The organism is Arthrobacter sp. StoSoilB19 (assembly GCF_019977275.1).
Taxonomy (GTDB): domain Bacteria; phylum Actinomycetota; class Actinomycetes; order Actinomycetales; family Micrococcaceae; genus Arthrobacter.
Genome location: NZ_AP024650.1, coordinates 605,602 through 620,574, shown reverse-complemented (window position 1 = coordinate 620,574; position 14,973 = coordinate 605,602). Strand labels below are relative to the sequence as shown.

Sequence of the window (14,973 nt, the reverse complement as noted above, 5' to 3'; positions counted from 1 at the left end):
GGATCCGTTCAGGAGTGGTGGGCCGGCCTGCCGTACTGGGCGGCCGGTTGTATTAGCACTCGTGCCATTCTCGCACCGGGCCGCGTGGCAAAGCTCCCCAAGGAGAAGGTTTGATTAGCACGGACAGTTTTTGAACCTGTTCAACTATTGTGGCACACTGCTTTTGAACATGTTCAAAGAATGGGGATGCCGATGGCAGCGAAGAGCGAACAGACCAGGCAGCTGGTGGCGGACACGGCGCTGCGCATGTTCCGAGATATCGGGTTCGAGAAGACCACCATGCGCGCCATCGCCGCCGGGGCAGGCGTCTCCGTCGGCAACGCCTATTACTACTTCGCGTCCAAGGATGACCTGGTCCACGAGCTGTACATCCAGGTGCAGGCAGAGCACGCGGCGCGGGCCTCGGAAGCGTTGGACGGGACCGCTTCCCTGACTGAGCGCCTGAAGGCCACGCTGCATGCCGGCCTTGACGTCATGGCCCCTTACCACCGGTTCGGTGCGGACTTCGTTGCCACCGCAATCCGGCCAACATCACCGGTGAACCCCTTCTCAGCACGGTCCACGCCTGCGCGCGAGGCCTCCCTGGACATCTTCAGGCGCACTGTGGATGGGGCCCGGCCCGGCGTACCGAAGAAACTGCGGACCGACCTGCCGGAGCTGCTGTGGCTCTGCTACATGGGCATCACCCTCTTCTGGGTCTATGACGCCTCGGAGAGCCAGAGGCGGACCAGGAGGCTGGTGGACGGCGCGGCCCCACTCATTGCCCGCGGTCTCGCTCTGGCCCGCATCCCGGGAGTCAGCAAGGTGTTGGACGACGTCCTGGACCTGGGCCGCAGCATCCGCGATTAGAGAAGAAACATTGGGGGAAAAGATGGGCTGCACAAAGACCGTTGTGGTGGCGGGGGCTTCCGGCTTCATCGGCACGTACCTTCGCCGGCGCTTCCAGGAAGACGGATGGACCGTGCGCACCATTGGACGCAAGGGAACGGGCAGCGCCGCAGCCGGATGGGATGACGACGCCGGCATGGTGCGGGTGCTCAACGGCGCCGGGCTGGTGGTGAACCTCGCCGGACGGTCCGTCTCCTGCCGCTACAACCGGCGGAACAAGGCGATCATCATGGACTCGCGCGTGGCCACCACCCAGGCGCTCGGGCGTGCCATCGCACAATGCCCGGAGCCGCCGTCGACCTGGTTGAATGCCAGCACCGGCACCATCTACCGCGATGCCAGAGACCACCCCCAGCCTGAAACCGACGGCGAGCTTGGCTCCGGGTTCTCCGTGGACGTGGCCAAAGCGTGGGAGGCCGCCCTCGCGGCGGCCACCACGCCGGCCACCCGGAAGATCCCGCTGCGGATCGCCACCGTGCTGGGCCGCGGCGGCGGCGCGCTGGCGCCGTTCGCCAACCTGGCGCGGCTGGGCCTGGGCGGCCACATGGGCGACGGCAGGCAGAAGTTCAGCTGGATCCACGTGGAGGACCTGTACCGCAGCATCCGCTTCCTGCATATGCGGACCGACGTCACCGGACCCGTTAATGTGGCGTCGCCGGACGTGGTGAGCAACCGGGAAATGATGCGCCTGGTGCGGCGCGCCTACGGCGCCCGCTTCGGGCTCCCCACCCCTGCGTGGCTCCTCCGTGCAGGGGCCGTCCTGATCCGCACCGAAACCGAGCTTGTGCTCAAAAGCAGGTGGGTCCAGCCGCAGAAACTCCTCGACGCGGGCTTCGTCTACAGCCAGCCGGAGCTGGGCCGGGCACTGCTCCAGATCGCCAAGGGCCGGGAATGAGCCGCCCGCTCCGCGTCACCTTCGGTCCTGGCGCGTTCCTTCCCGGCGCGGGCCTTACGGTCCTGGTCTTCGGGTTCCCACTGGGGGTCCCCGGCTATCTCTACGGAACGCTCGCCGCACTGCTTCTGGGAATGCCCCTGGCGCTGGCTGCCGGGATTTGCATGCGGACCGTCCGCAACCAGCTGCTGCACGTCCTGGCCGTCGGCGTGGCAGGGCTGGCAACCGGGATGCTTACGCTCATGTTCATCACAGGCAGCCACTGGTCCGCGATGTGGGGCATGGTCCTATGGACGGGGTGCTGCGCGGCGCTGGGGCGGGCAGCTGTGTCCGGCCTCGTCACAATCCATGACGCGCCCGCGCGGGAACCCGTGGCTGCGCAGAAGCCCGGCCCACCGCTGGAACCCTGACCATATGACGTCCCGGCGCCCTGTACGGCACCACATGGAAAGCGTCCGACGGCGGGTGGCAGGATGGGTGCATGACTTCCGCTACCCCTGACGCAACGCTGTCCGCCGCCGGCCCCGCCGTCGTCCTCACTATCGCCGGCTCCGAAGCCACCGGCGGCGCCGGCGCGCAGGCGGACCTGAAGACCTTCCAGGAACTGGGCGTCTTCGGCATCGCCAACCTGACCTGCATCGTGTCCTTCGACCCCAAGGACAGCTGGAACCACCGCTTCGTGCCGGTGGACCAACAGGTGATCGCCGACCAACTGGAGGCGACGACGGCGGCGTACGGTCCGGCGTCGGGCGCCCCTTCCGCCCTGGACACCGTGAAGATCGGCATGCTGGGCAGCCCCGCGACCATCAGCACGGTGGCGTCTGCCCTGCAGGAGAACAGCTTCGCCAACGTGGTCCTGGACCCGGTGCTGATCTGCAAGGGCCAGGAGCCCGGGCACGCGCTGGACACGGACCAGGCCCTGAAGGCGCAGATCCTGCCGCTGGCAACGTTCGTCACGCCCAACCACTTCGAGGCGGAGTCCCTGTCCGGCCTGGAAATCACCGACATCGAGTCGTTGAAGGCCGCCGCCGTCCGCATCCACGAACTCAGCGGCGCGGCAGTTCTTGCCAAGGGCGGGGTTCGGCTGGACGGCCCGGACGCCGTCGACGTCTTCTACGACGGCGAAACCCTGGAAGTCCTCACCGCCCCGAAGGTGGGCGAAGTTGCCGTCTCCGGTGCCGGCTGCTCACTCGCCGCGGCCGTGACCGCGGAGCTGGCCAAGGGCGCCAGCCCGCTGGAGGCTGCACGGACCGCAAAGGACTTCGTCACCGCCGGCATCCGCAACCGTGTTGCCTCCGGCGCCCCGTTCGACGCCCTCTGGCAGGGCGGCGCCCGGTAGAACCGATCTCCCCGCGCCGGGTTCGCCGGAAACCCTCGAGATCGCCGGGATTTTGCGGCGAACCCGGCAGTTCCCGGCGAGCTCGACGTGTGGCTAGCGCCGGGGGATGTTGCGCAGGTTGCTGCGGGCCATGCTCACGGCCTCGCCCGCCCCTCGGTTCAGGACCACCTTGGACATGGCCGTAGCGAACCCGATCACCTGGGAACCGGAAATCTTCGGCGGGATGGACAGCGCCTTGGGATCGGTGATCAGCTCCACCAGTGACGGGCCCGGGTGGGCGAAGGCCTCCCGGTACGCCGACTCGATCTGCGCAGGATCGGTCACCCGCACGGCATGGAAGCCCAGGGCTTTGGCCACGGCCGCATAGTTGGCGTCCGGCACGTCCACGCCGAAGTCGGGCAGCCCGTCCACCAGCATCTCCAGCTTGACCATGCCCAGGGTGGAGTTATTGAACAGCACCACGTTGACTGGCAGCTTGTACGCGGCCGCGGTGATCAGCTCGCCCAGCAGCATGGACAGCCCGCCGTCACCCGAAACCGAGATGACCTGGCGGCCCGGGTTGGCCAGCTGGGCCCCGATGGCATGCGGGAGGGCGTTGGCCATGGAGCCATGCAAGAAGGACCCGATCAGCCGGCGGGTGCCCAGCGGGTTGATGTAGCGCGCGGTCCAGACGTTGCACATGCCGGTATCGGCCGTGAAAATGGCGTCCTCCGCCGCCACCTGGTCCAGCAGCGAGGCCGCGTACTCCGGGTGGATGGGCTGCTTCTTCTCCACTTTGCGGGTGTAGGCGCCCACCGCCTTGTTCATCAGCCGGTCGTGCTTCTTGAGCATCTGGTCCAGGAACCGGCGGCTCTTCTTCGCCTTCACCAGCGGCAGCAGTGCGCGCAGGGTGGGGAGCACGTCGCCGTGGACGGCGATGTCCACGTCCGTCCGGCGGCCCAGCCGGTGCGCCGCCCGGTCCACCTGCGCGGTCCTGGTGTCGGGCAGGAACTGGTCATACGGGAAATCCGTGCCGAGGAGGATCAGCAGGTCCGCGTCCTCGATCCCCTCCGCCGCGGCACCGTAGCCCAGCAAACCGGTCATGCCGATATCGAACGGGTTGTTGTACTGGACAAAGTCCTTGCCGCGGAGCGAGTGCCCCACCGGCGCCTTGGCCAGTTCGGCGAGCGCCATCAGCTCGCTGTGCGCCCCCTCCACGCCGGCGCCGGCGAAAATGGCCACCTTGCCGGCGTCGTTGATGGCGTCCGCGAGGGCCTGGACGCTGGCCGGGTCCGGGACCAGGCTGGCCGGCCGGAAGGTGGCCGGGAGCGGCGTGGGGCCTGTGGCTTCCAGGCCGGCGATGTCACCTGGAAGGGTCACGACGGCGACTCCGCCGAGTCCCAGCGCGTGCTGGATGGCGCTGTGCATCACGCGGGGCGCCTGCTCCGCGGTGCTGACCAGCTCCGAATACACCGAGCACTCGTTGAACAGCCGGTCCGGGTGGGTCTCCTGGAAGAAGCTGCTGCCTATCTGCTTGCTGGGAATGTGCGAGGCGATGGCCAGCACCGGCGCGCCGGACCGGTTGGCGTCGTAGAGGCCGTTGATCAGGTGCAGGTTCCCGGGGCCGCAGGAGCCGGCGCAGACTGCGAGCTTGCCAGTGAGTTGCGCCTCTGCAGCCGCGGCAAAGGCGGCCGCTTCCTCATGGCGGACGTGGATCCAGTCAATGCCGCCCTTCGCGGCGCCACCCGTCTGGCGGACGGCGTCCACGATCGGGTTGAGGCTGTCACCCACAATCCCGTAGATCCGCTGCACGCCGGCAGCCTGGAGTTGTTCGATGAGCTGGGTGGCAAGTTCCTTGGCCATGGGTGCAGACTCCCGCGTTTGTGGTGGTGGCTGACATGGCCCAATATAGTCCGCCCACCTGGGCTGGCACCTGACGGGCATGCAGAGGAGACGTACGACGGCGGCCGGGCAGCCGCCGTCGTACGCCTCCTTGGGGAGCTGGCCCCTGGGTGCCGCTAAAGGCTACCGTCCGGCACCCACGCGCTCTTCGCCGTCGGTCGCGTTGGATGCCCATGCGTGGCCCTGTTCGGCGTCGAGGTGCGTGGCCTTCTTGTTTTTCAGGGCGAAGATGTAGACCACCAGCGAGATGGCCACCGCCACTGTGACGTAGGTGAAGAACAGGTCCTCCCGTCCGGACTTCTGGAAGGCGGCACCGATCAGCGGCACGGTTCCGCCGAAGAGGGAGTTGGCGATCGCGTAGCCCAGGCCCACGCCCAGGGCACGGATGGAGGCCGGGAAGAGCTCGGCCTTCACCAGGGCATTGATGGAGGTGTAGCCGCCCACGATCAGCAGGCCGCCCATCATCAGCAGGAACGCGGTGAACGGATCCTTGGTGCCGGCGAGCGTGGACAGCAGCGGCCAGGTGAACAGCACACCGGTGATGCCGAACCAGAGCAGCAGGGGCTTGCGGCCCACCTTGTCCGAGATGATGCCGTAGACGGGCTGCAGCAGCATGAAGATGAACAGGGCCCAGAAGTTGATCACGGAGGTGTCGGTCTTGGCGATGCCGGACGTATCGTTCATGAACTTCAGGATGAAGTTGGTGTAGGTGTAGAAGGCCACGGTGCCGCCAAGGGTGATGCCAATGCAGACCAGCAGCGGCTTCCAGTAGCCGGTGAACAGCAGCTTCATGGTGCCCGGCTGGGCCTGGCCGGCCACGGCGGGAGTCTTTGCGGCGTTGATCTGTTCGGCGGAGACGGTCTCCTCCATGGAGCGGCGCAGCCACAGGACGATAAGGGCCGCCACGCCGCCGATGGCAAAGGGGATCCGCCAGCCCCACTCGTTCAGGTCGCCCTTGGGCATGGCGTTCTGCAGGATCACCAGGACCAGCAGGGCCAGCATCTGGCCACCGATCAGGGTGACGTACTGGAAGCTGGAGAAGAATCCGCGCCGCTTAGTGGTGGCCGCCTCTGACATGTAGGTGGCGCTGGTGCCGTATTCACCGCCCACCGAGAAGCCCTGGATCACCCTGATGAGCACCAGCAGGATCATGGCCCACAGGCCGATCACGTCCTGCGTCGGCAGCACCGCGATCGCGAATGAACCGGCGGACATCATGGTGACGCTGAGCGTGAGCGCCGCCTTGCGGCCCTTGCGGTCCGCGTACCGGCCGAAGAACCAGGCGCCGATGGGGCGCATGAGGAACGACGTCGAGAACACGGCCATCGCTTCGAGGCCGGCCTGGAGCTCGTCCTTGGAGTTGAAGAAGTGGGCCTGGAAGTAGGCGGCGAAGACGGTGTAGACGTAGAGGTCGTACCATTCCACAAGGTTGCCGGCGGAGCCCTTCAGGATATTGCCCACGGCCCGTCGGGTCTGGGCTGCCTCCGATGGGGGTGCGGTCTGTTGGGTGCTCATCGGCGAGTTCCTCCTTGTAGTGACGGCGGCCTCCGGCAGCGGAGGGCCTCATCCACGGTATGGGTGATCCACCGCACAACCAACGTCGTGGGGCATTTCCTAACACTTCCTTAGGATTCGGCGCCCGGCTCCGCTGTTCTCCCCGCTGCAGCCGGGCAAATCGGGCCGGCACGCGGTAATCTCACCAAGCGGGGGTGAACCGGACCCCGCACTACAGCAAGGAAGATGGCCATGGACGTGCTGATCGTCGAGGACGACGACGCCATGGCCGGTGCCCTGACCGCCGCCGTCGAAAGCGCCGGCCATCACCCGCAGCGGCTGTCCCGGGGTGCGGACGCGCTGCTCTCGCACCGGAACTTCCAGGTGATCCTCCTGGACCTGGGGCTTCCGGACATGGACGGGCTGGAGGTGCTGCGCAAGCTGCGGCAGGTCACCGACGTGCCCATCCTGATCCTGACCGCCCGCGACGACGAACGCAGCGTGGTGCTCGGGCTCCGCTCCGGCGCCGACGACTACCTGGTCAAGCCCGTGAAGCTGGTGGAGCTGCTGGCCCGGATTGAAGCCGTGACGCGGCGGGCGGGACGGAGCCGCGGGACACCACAGGAGGACGTTATTGTCCTGGACGACCTTGCCATCGACCTCAACAGGCGCACCGCATCCAAGGGCGGTGACCCGCTCCCCCTCACGGCCACCGAATTCGAACTCCTCGCACTGCTGGCACGGCATGCCGGCTCTGTGGTCACGCGTGAGCAGATCCTGGACGCCCTGTGGGGCGATGCGTTCCTGGCCTCTTCCCGGTCCCTGGACGTGCACCTCACCGGGCTGCGGGCAAAACTGCAGAAACCCGGTTTCATCATCAATGTCCGCGGGGTGGGCTACCGGGTGGAGGCGGCCGGCGCATGAGGCTCCGGGTGCTGGGCGTCCTCAGCGTGCTCTGCCTGGTGGTGGTCTTCCTGATTTCGGGGACCATCCTGGGGTCTGCCTCCCGCGAGCTGACGCAGGAACTCCAGATCAACCGGGCGGCGTCCCTGAACCGGCTGGCGCAGGTCGCTTTTGATGCCGCAGGCGACGGCGACACCGTGCGGCTGCAGCGGGAGATGGACACCTATTCCGGGCTTTACGGGGAAGGAATCGTAGTACGGGTCCAGCAGGACATCCTGGCGTCCGGCGGCCTGGATGCAGGGCGGTCCGACGTGCAGGATGCCCTGTCCCTTGCCCGGCTGAACGTGAGCAACACATCCCTGGAACCGCTGGAGCCCTTCGGTTCCAGTTCCCGCGTCATCTTCAGGCCCTTCGGCAGTGCCAGCCAGGTCCTGGGCGCCGTGGTCCTTGACGTCCGCGCCGGCACGGCGCAGCAAAAGCTCCGGGAGCGGTGGCTCGCGGTGGGTATCGCTGCGCTTGCCTTGGCCGCCGTGCTGTTGGTGGGCGCCGCGCGGGTCACCGGCTGGGTGCTGCGGCCCGTCCTGCGGCTGGACTCAGCGGTACACGAGCTGGAGCGGACCGGGCGGGCCGGGCGCCTACCGGACGACGGACCGCCCGAACTGCGGGAACTGAGCCGGTCCTTCACGGCGATGGCACGGACCGTGAGCGCCAGCATGGCGGCCCAGCGGCAGCTGATTGCGGACGCGTCGCACCAGCTGCGGAACCCAGTGGGGGCACTCCGGCTGCGGCTGGACCTGCTCCAGCTCGAGCTGAAGACCGCCCGCGAGCACGACGCCGCCGAGCGCGCCCTGACGGAGCTTGAGCGGGTGGAGGAGATCCTGGACGGGGTCCTGAAGCTCGCCGCCGCGGAGCACAGGGCATCCGAAGGGTACCTGCGGGCGTCCGGCACTCCCGCAGACCATGCGGCCGCCCAGCCCGTGGACCCGTTTCCCATCCTCCAGGGGGAGCTGGAGCGGGCAGCACCGCTGGCGGAGCAGGCCGGTTGCCGGCTGGTCCTTGCCGCGGCGCCGCAGCCGGCGGCACTGGTTGCCTGCCACCCGGCAGAACTGGCGCAGATGGCTGGCGAACTGCTCAACAACGCCATCAAGTACGCCCCGGGTGCCACCGTCACCGCTGCCGTGCGGACGGAAAAGGACGCGGTGGTGGTGGAGATTTCCGACGACGGGCCGGGGCTTTCGGAGTCCGAGCGCGCCTCGGCTGCCACCAGGTTTTGGCGGTCTCCGAGGCACTCTTCGGTTCCGGGGACCGGACTGGGCATGACCATTGTGGGCGAGCTTGCCGCCGCGAACGGGGCCCGGCTGGTGCTGGCCGAAGCGGCCCCCCACGGTCTCGCGGCCCGGATCCGGTTCCCCACCCCATCGGCGGCCCAGCTGGCAGTTGGGTCCGGCAGGGATGGTGCCCGTGCGTGAACCTGGCGCCCCGGGCGGTGCTGCCGCCCACCCGCGGCGGCGTTCCGTGCTCAAGTCAGCCCTCGCCGTCGGACTCTCCGCATGCCTGCCGCCTGCGCTCAGTGCCTGCACCGGCGGGGACCGGCCGGAGAGCCTCATTGTGGCGGGCGGCGAACCGGGCGGTTTCTACCTTGAGTTCGCAACCCTGCTGGCCGCTGCCCTGGAACGCCACGGATTGGCGCAGCACGCCAGGGCCGTGACCACCGGGGGAAGCCTGGACAACATCGCGGAACTGCGGGCGGGACGGGCAGCGTTTGCTGTGGCCCTGGCGGATGCTGCGAACCAGGAGCCGGGCGCTGACGCCGCCGGGATCGCCGCGGTCGGCAAAGTGTATGAAAACTATGTCCACTGCGTGGTGCGGAAGGACAGCGGCATCCGGGAAATTTCCGGGTTGGCAGGACGCCGGGTCGCCGTGGGCCAGCCCGGCTCCGGCACGTCGCTGACCACGCCCCGGTTGTTCGAAGCGGCGGGGCTGGGTACCTCGGCAGGTGCCGCTGCGCCGCCAGCCGGAAGCGCCGCCGTCGAAAACCTTGGCCTGAATGACGGCATCGCCGCCCTCAAGGCAGGGGCCGTCGACGCCCTGTTCTGGTCCGGTGGCGTTCCCACTGCCGCCATCGCCGCGGCACAGCAGGAGGTGGCCCTGGGCCTTCTGGACCTGTCCGGCCTGCTGCCGGAACTGCGGCGGCGGTACGGCGGCATCTACGACCGCGTGCTCATCCCGGAGGGCAGCTATCCCGGAGTGCCGGCGGTGTGGACGGTGGGCGCTCCCAACCTGCTCCTGTGCCGCCGGGACCTGGACAATGCCACCGTGGAGCGGACGGTGCAGCTGCTGGTGCATTCGGCCGCCGAGCTGATCCCCCAGTCCAGCCTGGGCGTGCAGTTCCTCAGCGCCGAGAGCCTCATCAACACCGCCGGGGTCCCCCTGCACCCGGCCGCGGCGGACGCGTACCGGGCGCTGCACGGCTAACCAAAACGCCCGCTCACATTTGGCAGCACTTACGGCGACGCCCGCTCACTTTGGCCAAGAAAGTGAGCGGGCGTTCAGCGACAAGCTGCCAGAAGTGAGCGGGCGTTGTTCAGCTCCCCGAGTGGGCCTGCAGGAAGCTGTACACCTCGGTTTCGTCCACGCCCGGGAAGGCTCCCGGAGGCATGGCGGCGAGCAGGTGCGAGTGCGCCCGCGCTGAGGGCCACGCGTTGCCGGCCCACTGCGTGGCCAGTTCGGCTGGTGGCCGCTTGCAGCAGGTGGGATCCGGGCAGTTGGATGTGGCCCGCGCGGTGGTCTCCCGGCCGCGGAACCACTTCACGTGCTGGTACGGGACCCCGATGCTCAGGGAGAACTCCCCGGCGGCCGAGCGCTCGGTACGGGCGGTGCACCAGTAGGTCCCGGACGGCGTATCCGTGTATTGGCTGTACGCGCTGAACTTGTCCGGCACGTCGAACACCGCACGTGACGTCCAGGCCTTGCACGACGGCTGGCCCTCAATGGCGCCGGTATGGTCCTGGGGGAAGTTCACGCCGTCGTTCTCATACGCCTTGTAAATGATGCCGCTCTGGTGTGTCTTCTGGAAATGCGTGGTGATGCCCAGGTGCTTGGTGGCCAGGTTGGTGAACCGGTGCGCGGCGGTCTCGTAGGACACAGCGAACGCGTCCCGGATGTCCTCGACGGCGATTTCCTTGGCCGCCTTGGCTTTTTGCAGAAATTCCACGGTGGCCTGCTCGGGCAGGAGCAGGGCCGCGGCGAAATAGTTGGTGGCCACCCGCTGGGCCAGGAAGTCGCCGTAGTTCCGGGGCGTTTCGTGGCCCAGGACGTAGTGGCCAAGAGCCTGGAGCAGCACGGAGCGGGGGTCGTGGTCCTGCCGCTGGCTCTGGGTCAGGTAAATTCTGCGGTTCTTCAAATCCGTCACCGAGCGGGTGGAATGCGGCAAATCACCCACGTGGTGCAGGGTGAAACCGAGGTGCGCGGCGATGTCTGCGATGACGTGCTGGCTCAGCGGACCGGTGGTGTAGCCCACCTCCTTGAGGACCTTCTGGGCCTCGGCTTCGTACTCCGGAAAGTAGTTCCCACGTTCCCGCATCATGGCCCGCAGTTCCCCGTTGGCGCGGCGGGCTTCCTCGGGGGTGGCCACCTGCTCGTTCATCTTCCGTTCGAGCTCATGCAGCAGCCCCACCTGGGCCTCCAGCACATCCAGCGGCAGCCGCGAACTGATGCGGATTTTCGGCAGGTCCAGGGATTCATAAAGCGGACCGCGCTGGTACCGTTCCAGCTCGATTTCCAGGGCGGCGCGGCGGCTGGGCGGCTCGGCCCCCAGCAGCTGGTCGATGGTGACATTGAGCGCCCCCGCGAGGTGCTGGAGCAGGGTCAGCTTGGGTTCACGCTTGCCGTTTTCGATCAGGCTGAGCTGGCTGGGAGCGGTGCCGACGGCGGCGCTCAGGTCATCGAGCGTGAGCCTGGCTTGTTTGCGCAGATGGCGGACGCGGCGACCCAGGGCAATGACGTCCAGTTCCGGGGCGGCGGTGGACGACGGCTGGGAAACGTCCCTGTTCCAGCTTGAAGGTGACATTTCTGAAGAATACGTGAAGAAGTGCATTTCTTTCCACCCTTCTTCTCTAGAAAGGGGGTTGGAAGTGCTGAAAAGTAGTTACTACGGAAAGAAACACCGCACCGGAAAAGCCGGTGGGAACCGCAACGGCGCGGTTCCCACCTACCCCATCCGGAGCTCAATCAAGGAGATCAACGATGACTGCAGCATTTGAGCCCACCCAGCAGACGCCCGAACAGCAGGCCGCCGCCCTGGAGCTCGAGTGGGCCGCCAACCCCCGCTGGGAAGGTGTGACCCGGGACTACTCAGCCTCCGACGTCGTCCGTCTCCGGGGACGTGTCTCCGAAGAGCACACCCTGGCCCGCCGTGGTTCGGAGAAGCTGTGGAAGCAGCTCACCGAGGAGCACAAGACCGGCGGATACACCAACGCCCTCGGTGCCCTGACGGGCAACCAGGCCGTGCAGCAGGTCAAGGCAGGCCTGCGCGCCATCTACCTCTCCGGCTGGCAGGTGGCGGCCGACGCCAACAACTCCGGCCACACCTACCCGGACCAGTCGCTCTACCCGGCCAACTCCGTTCCCACGGTGGTCCGCCGCATCAACAACGCCCTGCTCCGGGCGGACCAGATCGAGTTCTCCGAGGGCATCCAGACCGTCGAGGACTGGATGGTGCCGATCGTCGCCGACGCCGAGGCCGGCTTCGGCGGCCCGCTGAACGCCTACGAACTCATGAAATCCATGATCCAGGCCGGCGCGGCCGGCGTTCACTGGGAGGACCAGCTCGCCTCGGAGAAGAAGTGCGGCCACCTCGGCGGCAAGGTGCTGATCCCAACCCAGCAGCACGTCCGCACCCTGAACGCCGCCCGCCTGGCAGCCGACGTCGCCGGCACCCCCACGGTCGTCATTGCCCGCACCGACGCCGAGGCAGCCACCCTGATCACCTCCGACGTCGACGAACGCGACCAGGAATTCATCACCGGCGAGCGCACCGCCGAGGGCTTCTACAAGGTCCGCAACGGGATCGAACCCTGCATTGCCCGCGCCAAGGCCTACGCCCCGTACTCCGACCTCATCTGGATGGAGACGGGCACCCCGGACCTGGAACTGGCCCGCAAGTTCGCCGAATCCGTCAAGGCCGAGTTCCCGGACCAGATGCTCTCCTACAACTGCTCGCCGTCCTTCAACTGGCGCAAGCACCTGGACGATGCCACCATCGCCAAGTTCCAGCGCGAACTCGGCGCCATGGGCTTCACCTTCCAGTTCATCACCCTGGCCGGCTTCCACGCCCTGAACTACTCGATGTTCGACCTCGCCCACGGCTACGCCCGTGAAGGCATGAGCGCCTACGTCGAGCTCCAGGAAAAGGAATTCGCCTCCGAATCCCGCGGCTACACCGCCACCAAGCACCAGCGCGAAGTCGGCACCGGCTACTTCGACACCATCTCCACGGCGCTCAACCCCAACGCCTCCACCCTCGCCCTGGTCGGATCGACCGAAGAGGGCCAGTTCCACTAACGCTTACGACGGCGGCGCTTCCGTCCGGCCTTCGGACCGGCATCGCTCTGCCTGCTATTCCCCACGTCCGGCCTTGGGCTCGTAGAACTCGCCGAGGCCGGACGCAGGGCCCCTTTTACGCAGGCTGCCGCGACACCGGCTCCTCGGCCTCGTGCCTCAGTCGCCACCCTGCTGCTACCCGCCGTCGAACTTCCCTTTCGTCTTTAAGGAGACTGAGATGAACAGCTTTACTGACAGCTTCACGATCAATGGCGTTACCTTGACCGCCCAGCCCATTTGCCGGCAGGACGAGGTGCTGACTCCGGACGCCCTCTCGTTCGTTGCCAAGCTGCACCGGGCCACCGCTGAGCGGCGGCAGGAGCTGCTGCAGGCACGGCGGGCACGGCGGGCCGACATTGCCGCCGGGGCGGACCCCCGCTTCCTGCGGGAGACCGAGGAGATCCGGAATGATCCGTCCTGGCGGGTGGCTCCCCCGGCACCCGGGCTGGAGGACCGCCGTGTGGAGATCACCGGCCCGGTGGACAAGAAGATGACCATCAACGCCCTGAACTCGGGCGCGAAGGTGTGGCTCGCGGACATGGAGGACGCCTCCACCCCCACCTGGCGGAACGTCATCAAGGGCCAGCTGAACCTCACCGACGCCCTGGAACGCCGGATCGACTTCACCAGCGAAGAAGGCAAGGAATACAAGCTCCGCCCCGCCGGTGACCTGCCCACCATCGTGGTCCGCCCCCGCGGCTGGCACCTGCCGGAAAAGCACATGCTCATCGACGGCCAGCCCATCGCCGGCGGCATCGTGGACTTCGGCCTGTTCTTCTTCCACAACGCCCGCCGTCTCCTGGCCCAGGGCAAGGGCCCGTACTTCTACCTGCCCAAGATCGAGAACCACCTCGAAGCCCGGCTCTGGAACGACATCTTCATCCTGGCCCAGGACCTGCTCGGCATCCCGCAGGGCACCATCCGCGCCACGGTGCTCATCGAAACCATCACCGCGGCCTTCGAAATGGAGGAAATCCTCTACGAACTGCGCGACCACGCCTCGGGCCTGAACGCCGGCCGCTGGGACTACATCTTCTCCCTGATCAAGAACTTCCGCACCCGCGGCCCCCGTTTCGTCCTCCCGGACCGCGGCCAGGTCACCATGACGCAGCCGTTCATGCGCGCCTACACCGAACAGCTGGTCAGGGCCTGCCACAAGCGCGGCGCCATGGCCATTGGCGGCATGGCCGCGGCCGTTCCCAACCGCAAGGACCCGGAAGCCAACGCCAACGCCCTCGAAAAGGTCCGTGCGGACAAGACCCGCGAGGCCAACGACGGCTTCGACGGTTCCTGGGTAGCCCACCCGGACCTGGTGCCCGTCTGCCGCGAAGTGTTCGACGGCGTCCTGGGCAACAAGCCCAACCAGCTGGACCGGCTCCGCGAGGACGTCACCCCCGATGACCGCGCCCTGATTAATGTGGCCGCCACCACCGGCACCATCACCGAACAGGGCATCCGGAACAACATCGAAGTGGGCATCCGCTACATCGAGTCCTGGCTGCGCGGCAACGGCGCGGTGGCCATCCACAACCTGATGGAGGACGCCGCCACCGCCGAGATCTCCCGGTCCCAGCTCTGGCAGTGGATCTACGCCCGGGCCATCACGGACCACGGCGAGATCATCAGCCACGAATGGGTGGAGGAACTCCTGGACGAGGAATTCGCCCGGCTGGAGCGCTTCGACGGCGACCGCTTCGAGGACGCCCGGGACATCTTCGAAGAAGTAACGCTGGCCCGTGAGTTCCCGTCCTTCCTCACCCTCCCCGCCTACGCCCGCTACCTCACCGAGGCCCGCGAAAAGGCCACCGTCGAGGAGCTGGCCGCAGCCTAGCCAGGGACCAGCACCACACACTTCCGTCCGCCGGGCCGGCACGCCCTCCGCAACAGGCCCCCCGAAATCCGGGGCGCCGGCCCGGCGACGGAGCAACCGCCACACCCCGCTCACTTGTGTGGGAAAACCAAGACGCCCGCCCGC

At 67.5% G+C, this 14,973-nt stretch carries 12 protein-coding genes; 9 read left to right on the top strand and 3 right to left on the bottom strand.

The features are described from left to right. Positions 1-192 precede the first annotated feature (192 nt). The 4 genes from LDO86_RS03015 to LDO86_RS03000 all read left to right on the top strand — a co-directional run bounded on the left by LDO86_RS03015 (position 193) and on the right by LDO86_RS03000 (position 3,119). Positions 193-849, top strand: coding sequence for a TetR family transcriptional regulator (locus LDO86_RS03015; RefSeq protein ID WP_018770820.1), 657 nt, complete (start codon positions 193-195; stop codon positions 847-849). A gap of 22 nt (positions 850-871) precedes the next feature. Next, the gene (locus LDO86_RS03010; RefSeq protein ID WP_018770819.1) at positions 872-1,783 is read left to right on the top strand and encodes a TIGR01777 family oxidoreductase; all 912 of its coding nucleotides are present in this window, start codon (positions 872-874) and stop codon (positions 1,781-1,783) included. Beyond that, positions 1,780-2,190: a hypothetical protein gene (locus LDO86_RS03005; RefSeq protein WP_018770818.1), complete on the top strand. Its 411-nt coding sequence runs from the start codon at positions 1,780-1,782 to the stop codon at positions 2,188-2,190. The genes LDO86_RS03010 and LDO86_RS03005 overlap by 4 nt, the downstream gene beginning before the upstream one ends. Positions 2,191-2,261: 71 nt before the next feature. Beyond that, on the top strand, positions 2,262-3,119 hold the full coding sequence (locus tag LDO86_RS03000; RefSeq protein WP_018770817.1) for a hydroxymethylpyrimidine/phosphomethylpyrimidine kinase: 858 nt from the start codon (positions 2,262-2,264) through the stop codon (positions 3,117-3,119). Between the two features lie 93 nt (positions 3,120-3,212). Here the strand turns inward: LDO86_RS03000 and LDO86_RS02995 are convergent, their stop codons facing one another. Next, positions 3,213-4,961 (bottom strand): pyruvate dehydrogenase, encoded by a 1,749-nt coding sequence (locus LDO86_RS02995; RefSeq protein WP_018770816.1) that lies wholly within the window; start codon positions 4,959-4,961, stop codon positions 3,213-3,215. Between the two features lie 162 nt (positions 4,962-5,123). Continuing rightward, entirely contained in the window at positions 5,124-6,515 is a 1,392-nt protein-coding gene (locus tag LDO86_RS02990; protein ID WP_018770815.1) for an MFS transporter, read from the bottom strand. 231 nt (positions 6,516-6,746) lie between these two features. On the opposite strand from LDO86_RS02990, the gene LDO86_RS02985 reads away from it, so the two are divergent. From LDO86_RS02985 to LDO86_RS02975, 3 genes are read left to right on the top strand one after another with little or no spacing between them, the layout of a single operon-like run. Then, positions 6,747-7,418, top strand: a complete 672-nt coding sequence (locus tag LDO86_RS02985; protein WP_026266003.1) for a response regulator transcription factor — start codon at positions 6,747-6,749, stop codon at positions 7,416-7,418. Next, on the top strand, positions 7,415-8,866 hold the full coding sequence (locus LDO86_RS02980; protein ID WP_018770813.1) for a HAMP domain-containing sensor histidine kinase: 1,452 nt from the start codon (positions 7,415-7,417) through the stop codon (positions 8,864-8,866). The genes LDO86_RS02985 and LDO86_RS02980 overlap by 4 nt, the downstream gene beginning before the upstream one ends. Beyond that, on the top strand, positions 8,859-9,872 hold the full coding sequence (locus LDO86_RS02975; RefSeq protein WP_224084266.1) for a TAXI family TRAP transporter solute-binding subunit: 1,014 nt from the start codon (positions 8,859-8,861) through the stop codon (positions 9,870-9,872). The genes LDO86_RS02980 and LDO86_RS02975 overlap by 8 nt, the downstream gene beginning before the upstream one ends. Before the next feature lie 109 nt (positions 9,873-9,981). Here LDO86_RS02975 and LDO86_RS02970 read toward each other — a convergent pair whose 3' ends face one another. Next, on the bottom strand, positions 9,982-11,493 hold the full coding sequence (locus tag LDO86_RS02970; RefSeq protein ID WP_018770811.1) for a helix-turn-helix transcriptional regulator: 1,512 nt from the start codon (positions 11,491-11,493) through the stop codon (positions 9,982-9,984). Between the two features lie 149 nt (positions 11,494-11,642). Here LDO86_RS02970 and aceA point away from each other — a divergent pair, with 149 nt between their 5' ends. Next, the gene (gene aceA, locus LDO86_RS02965) at positions 11,643-12,959 is read left to right on the top strand and encodes an isocitrate lyase (RefSeq protein WP_018770809.1); all 1,317 of its coding nucleotides are present in this window, start codon (positions 11,643-11,645) and stop codon (positions 12,957-12,959) included. 217 nt (positions 12,960-13,176) lie between these two features. Beyond that, complete coding sequence (gene aceB / locus LDO86_RS02960) at positions 13,177-14,829, top strand: malate synthase A (RefSeq protein WP_224084265.1); 1,653 nt, start codon at positions 13,177-13,179, stop codon at positions 14,827-14,829. The last annotated feature ends 144 nt before the right edge of the window (positions 14,830-14,973 follow it).

Bases quoted from the DNA above. Each gene is read 5' to 3' on its own strand.
- LDO86_RS03015 (WP_018770820.1), top strand. From the start codon at position 193: ATGGCAGCGAAGAGCGAACAGACCAGGCAGCTGGTGGCGGACACGGCG.
- LDO86_RS03010 (WP_018770819.1), top strand. From the start codon at position 872: ATGGGCTGCACAAAGACCGTTGTGGTGGCGGGGGCTTCCGGCTTCATC.
- LDO86_RS03005 (WP_018770818.1), top strand. From the start codon at position 1,780: ATGAGCCGCCCGCTCCGCGTCACCTTCGGTCCTGGCGCGTTCCTTCCC.
- LDO86_RS03000 (WP_018770817.1), top strand. From the start codon at position 2,262: ATGACTTCCGCTACCCCTGACGCAACGCTGTCCGCCGCCGGCCCCGCC.
- LDO86_RS02995 (WP_018770816.1), bottom strand. From the start codon at position 4,961: ATGGCCAAGGAACTTGCCACCCAGCTCATCGAACAACTCCAGGCTGCC.
- LDO86_RS02990 (WP_018770815.1), bottom strand. From the start codon at position 6,515: ATGAGCACCCAACAGACCGCACCCCCATCGGAGGCAGCCCAGACCCGA.
- LDO86_RS02985 (WP_026266003.1), top strand. From the start codon at position 6,747: ATGGACGTGCTGATCGTCGAGGACGACGACGCCATGGCCGGTGCCCTG.
- LDO86_RS02980 (WP_018770813.1), top strand. From the start codon at position 7,415: ATGAGGCTCCGGGTGCTGGGCGTCCTCAGCGTGCTCTGCCTGGTGGTG.
- LDO86_RS02970 (WP_018770811.1), bottom strand. From the start codon at position 11,493: ATGCACTTCTTCACGTATTCTTCAGAAATGTCACCTTCAAGCTGGAAC.
- aceA (WP_018770809.1), top strand. From the start codon at position 11,643: ATGACTGCAGCATTTGAGCCCACCCAGCAGACGCCCGAACAGCAGGCC.
- aceB (WP_224084265.1), top strand. From the start codon at position 13,177: ATGAACAGCTTTACTGACAGCTTCACGATCAATGGCGTTACCTTGACC.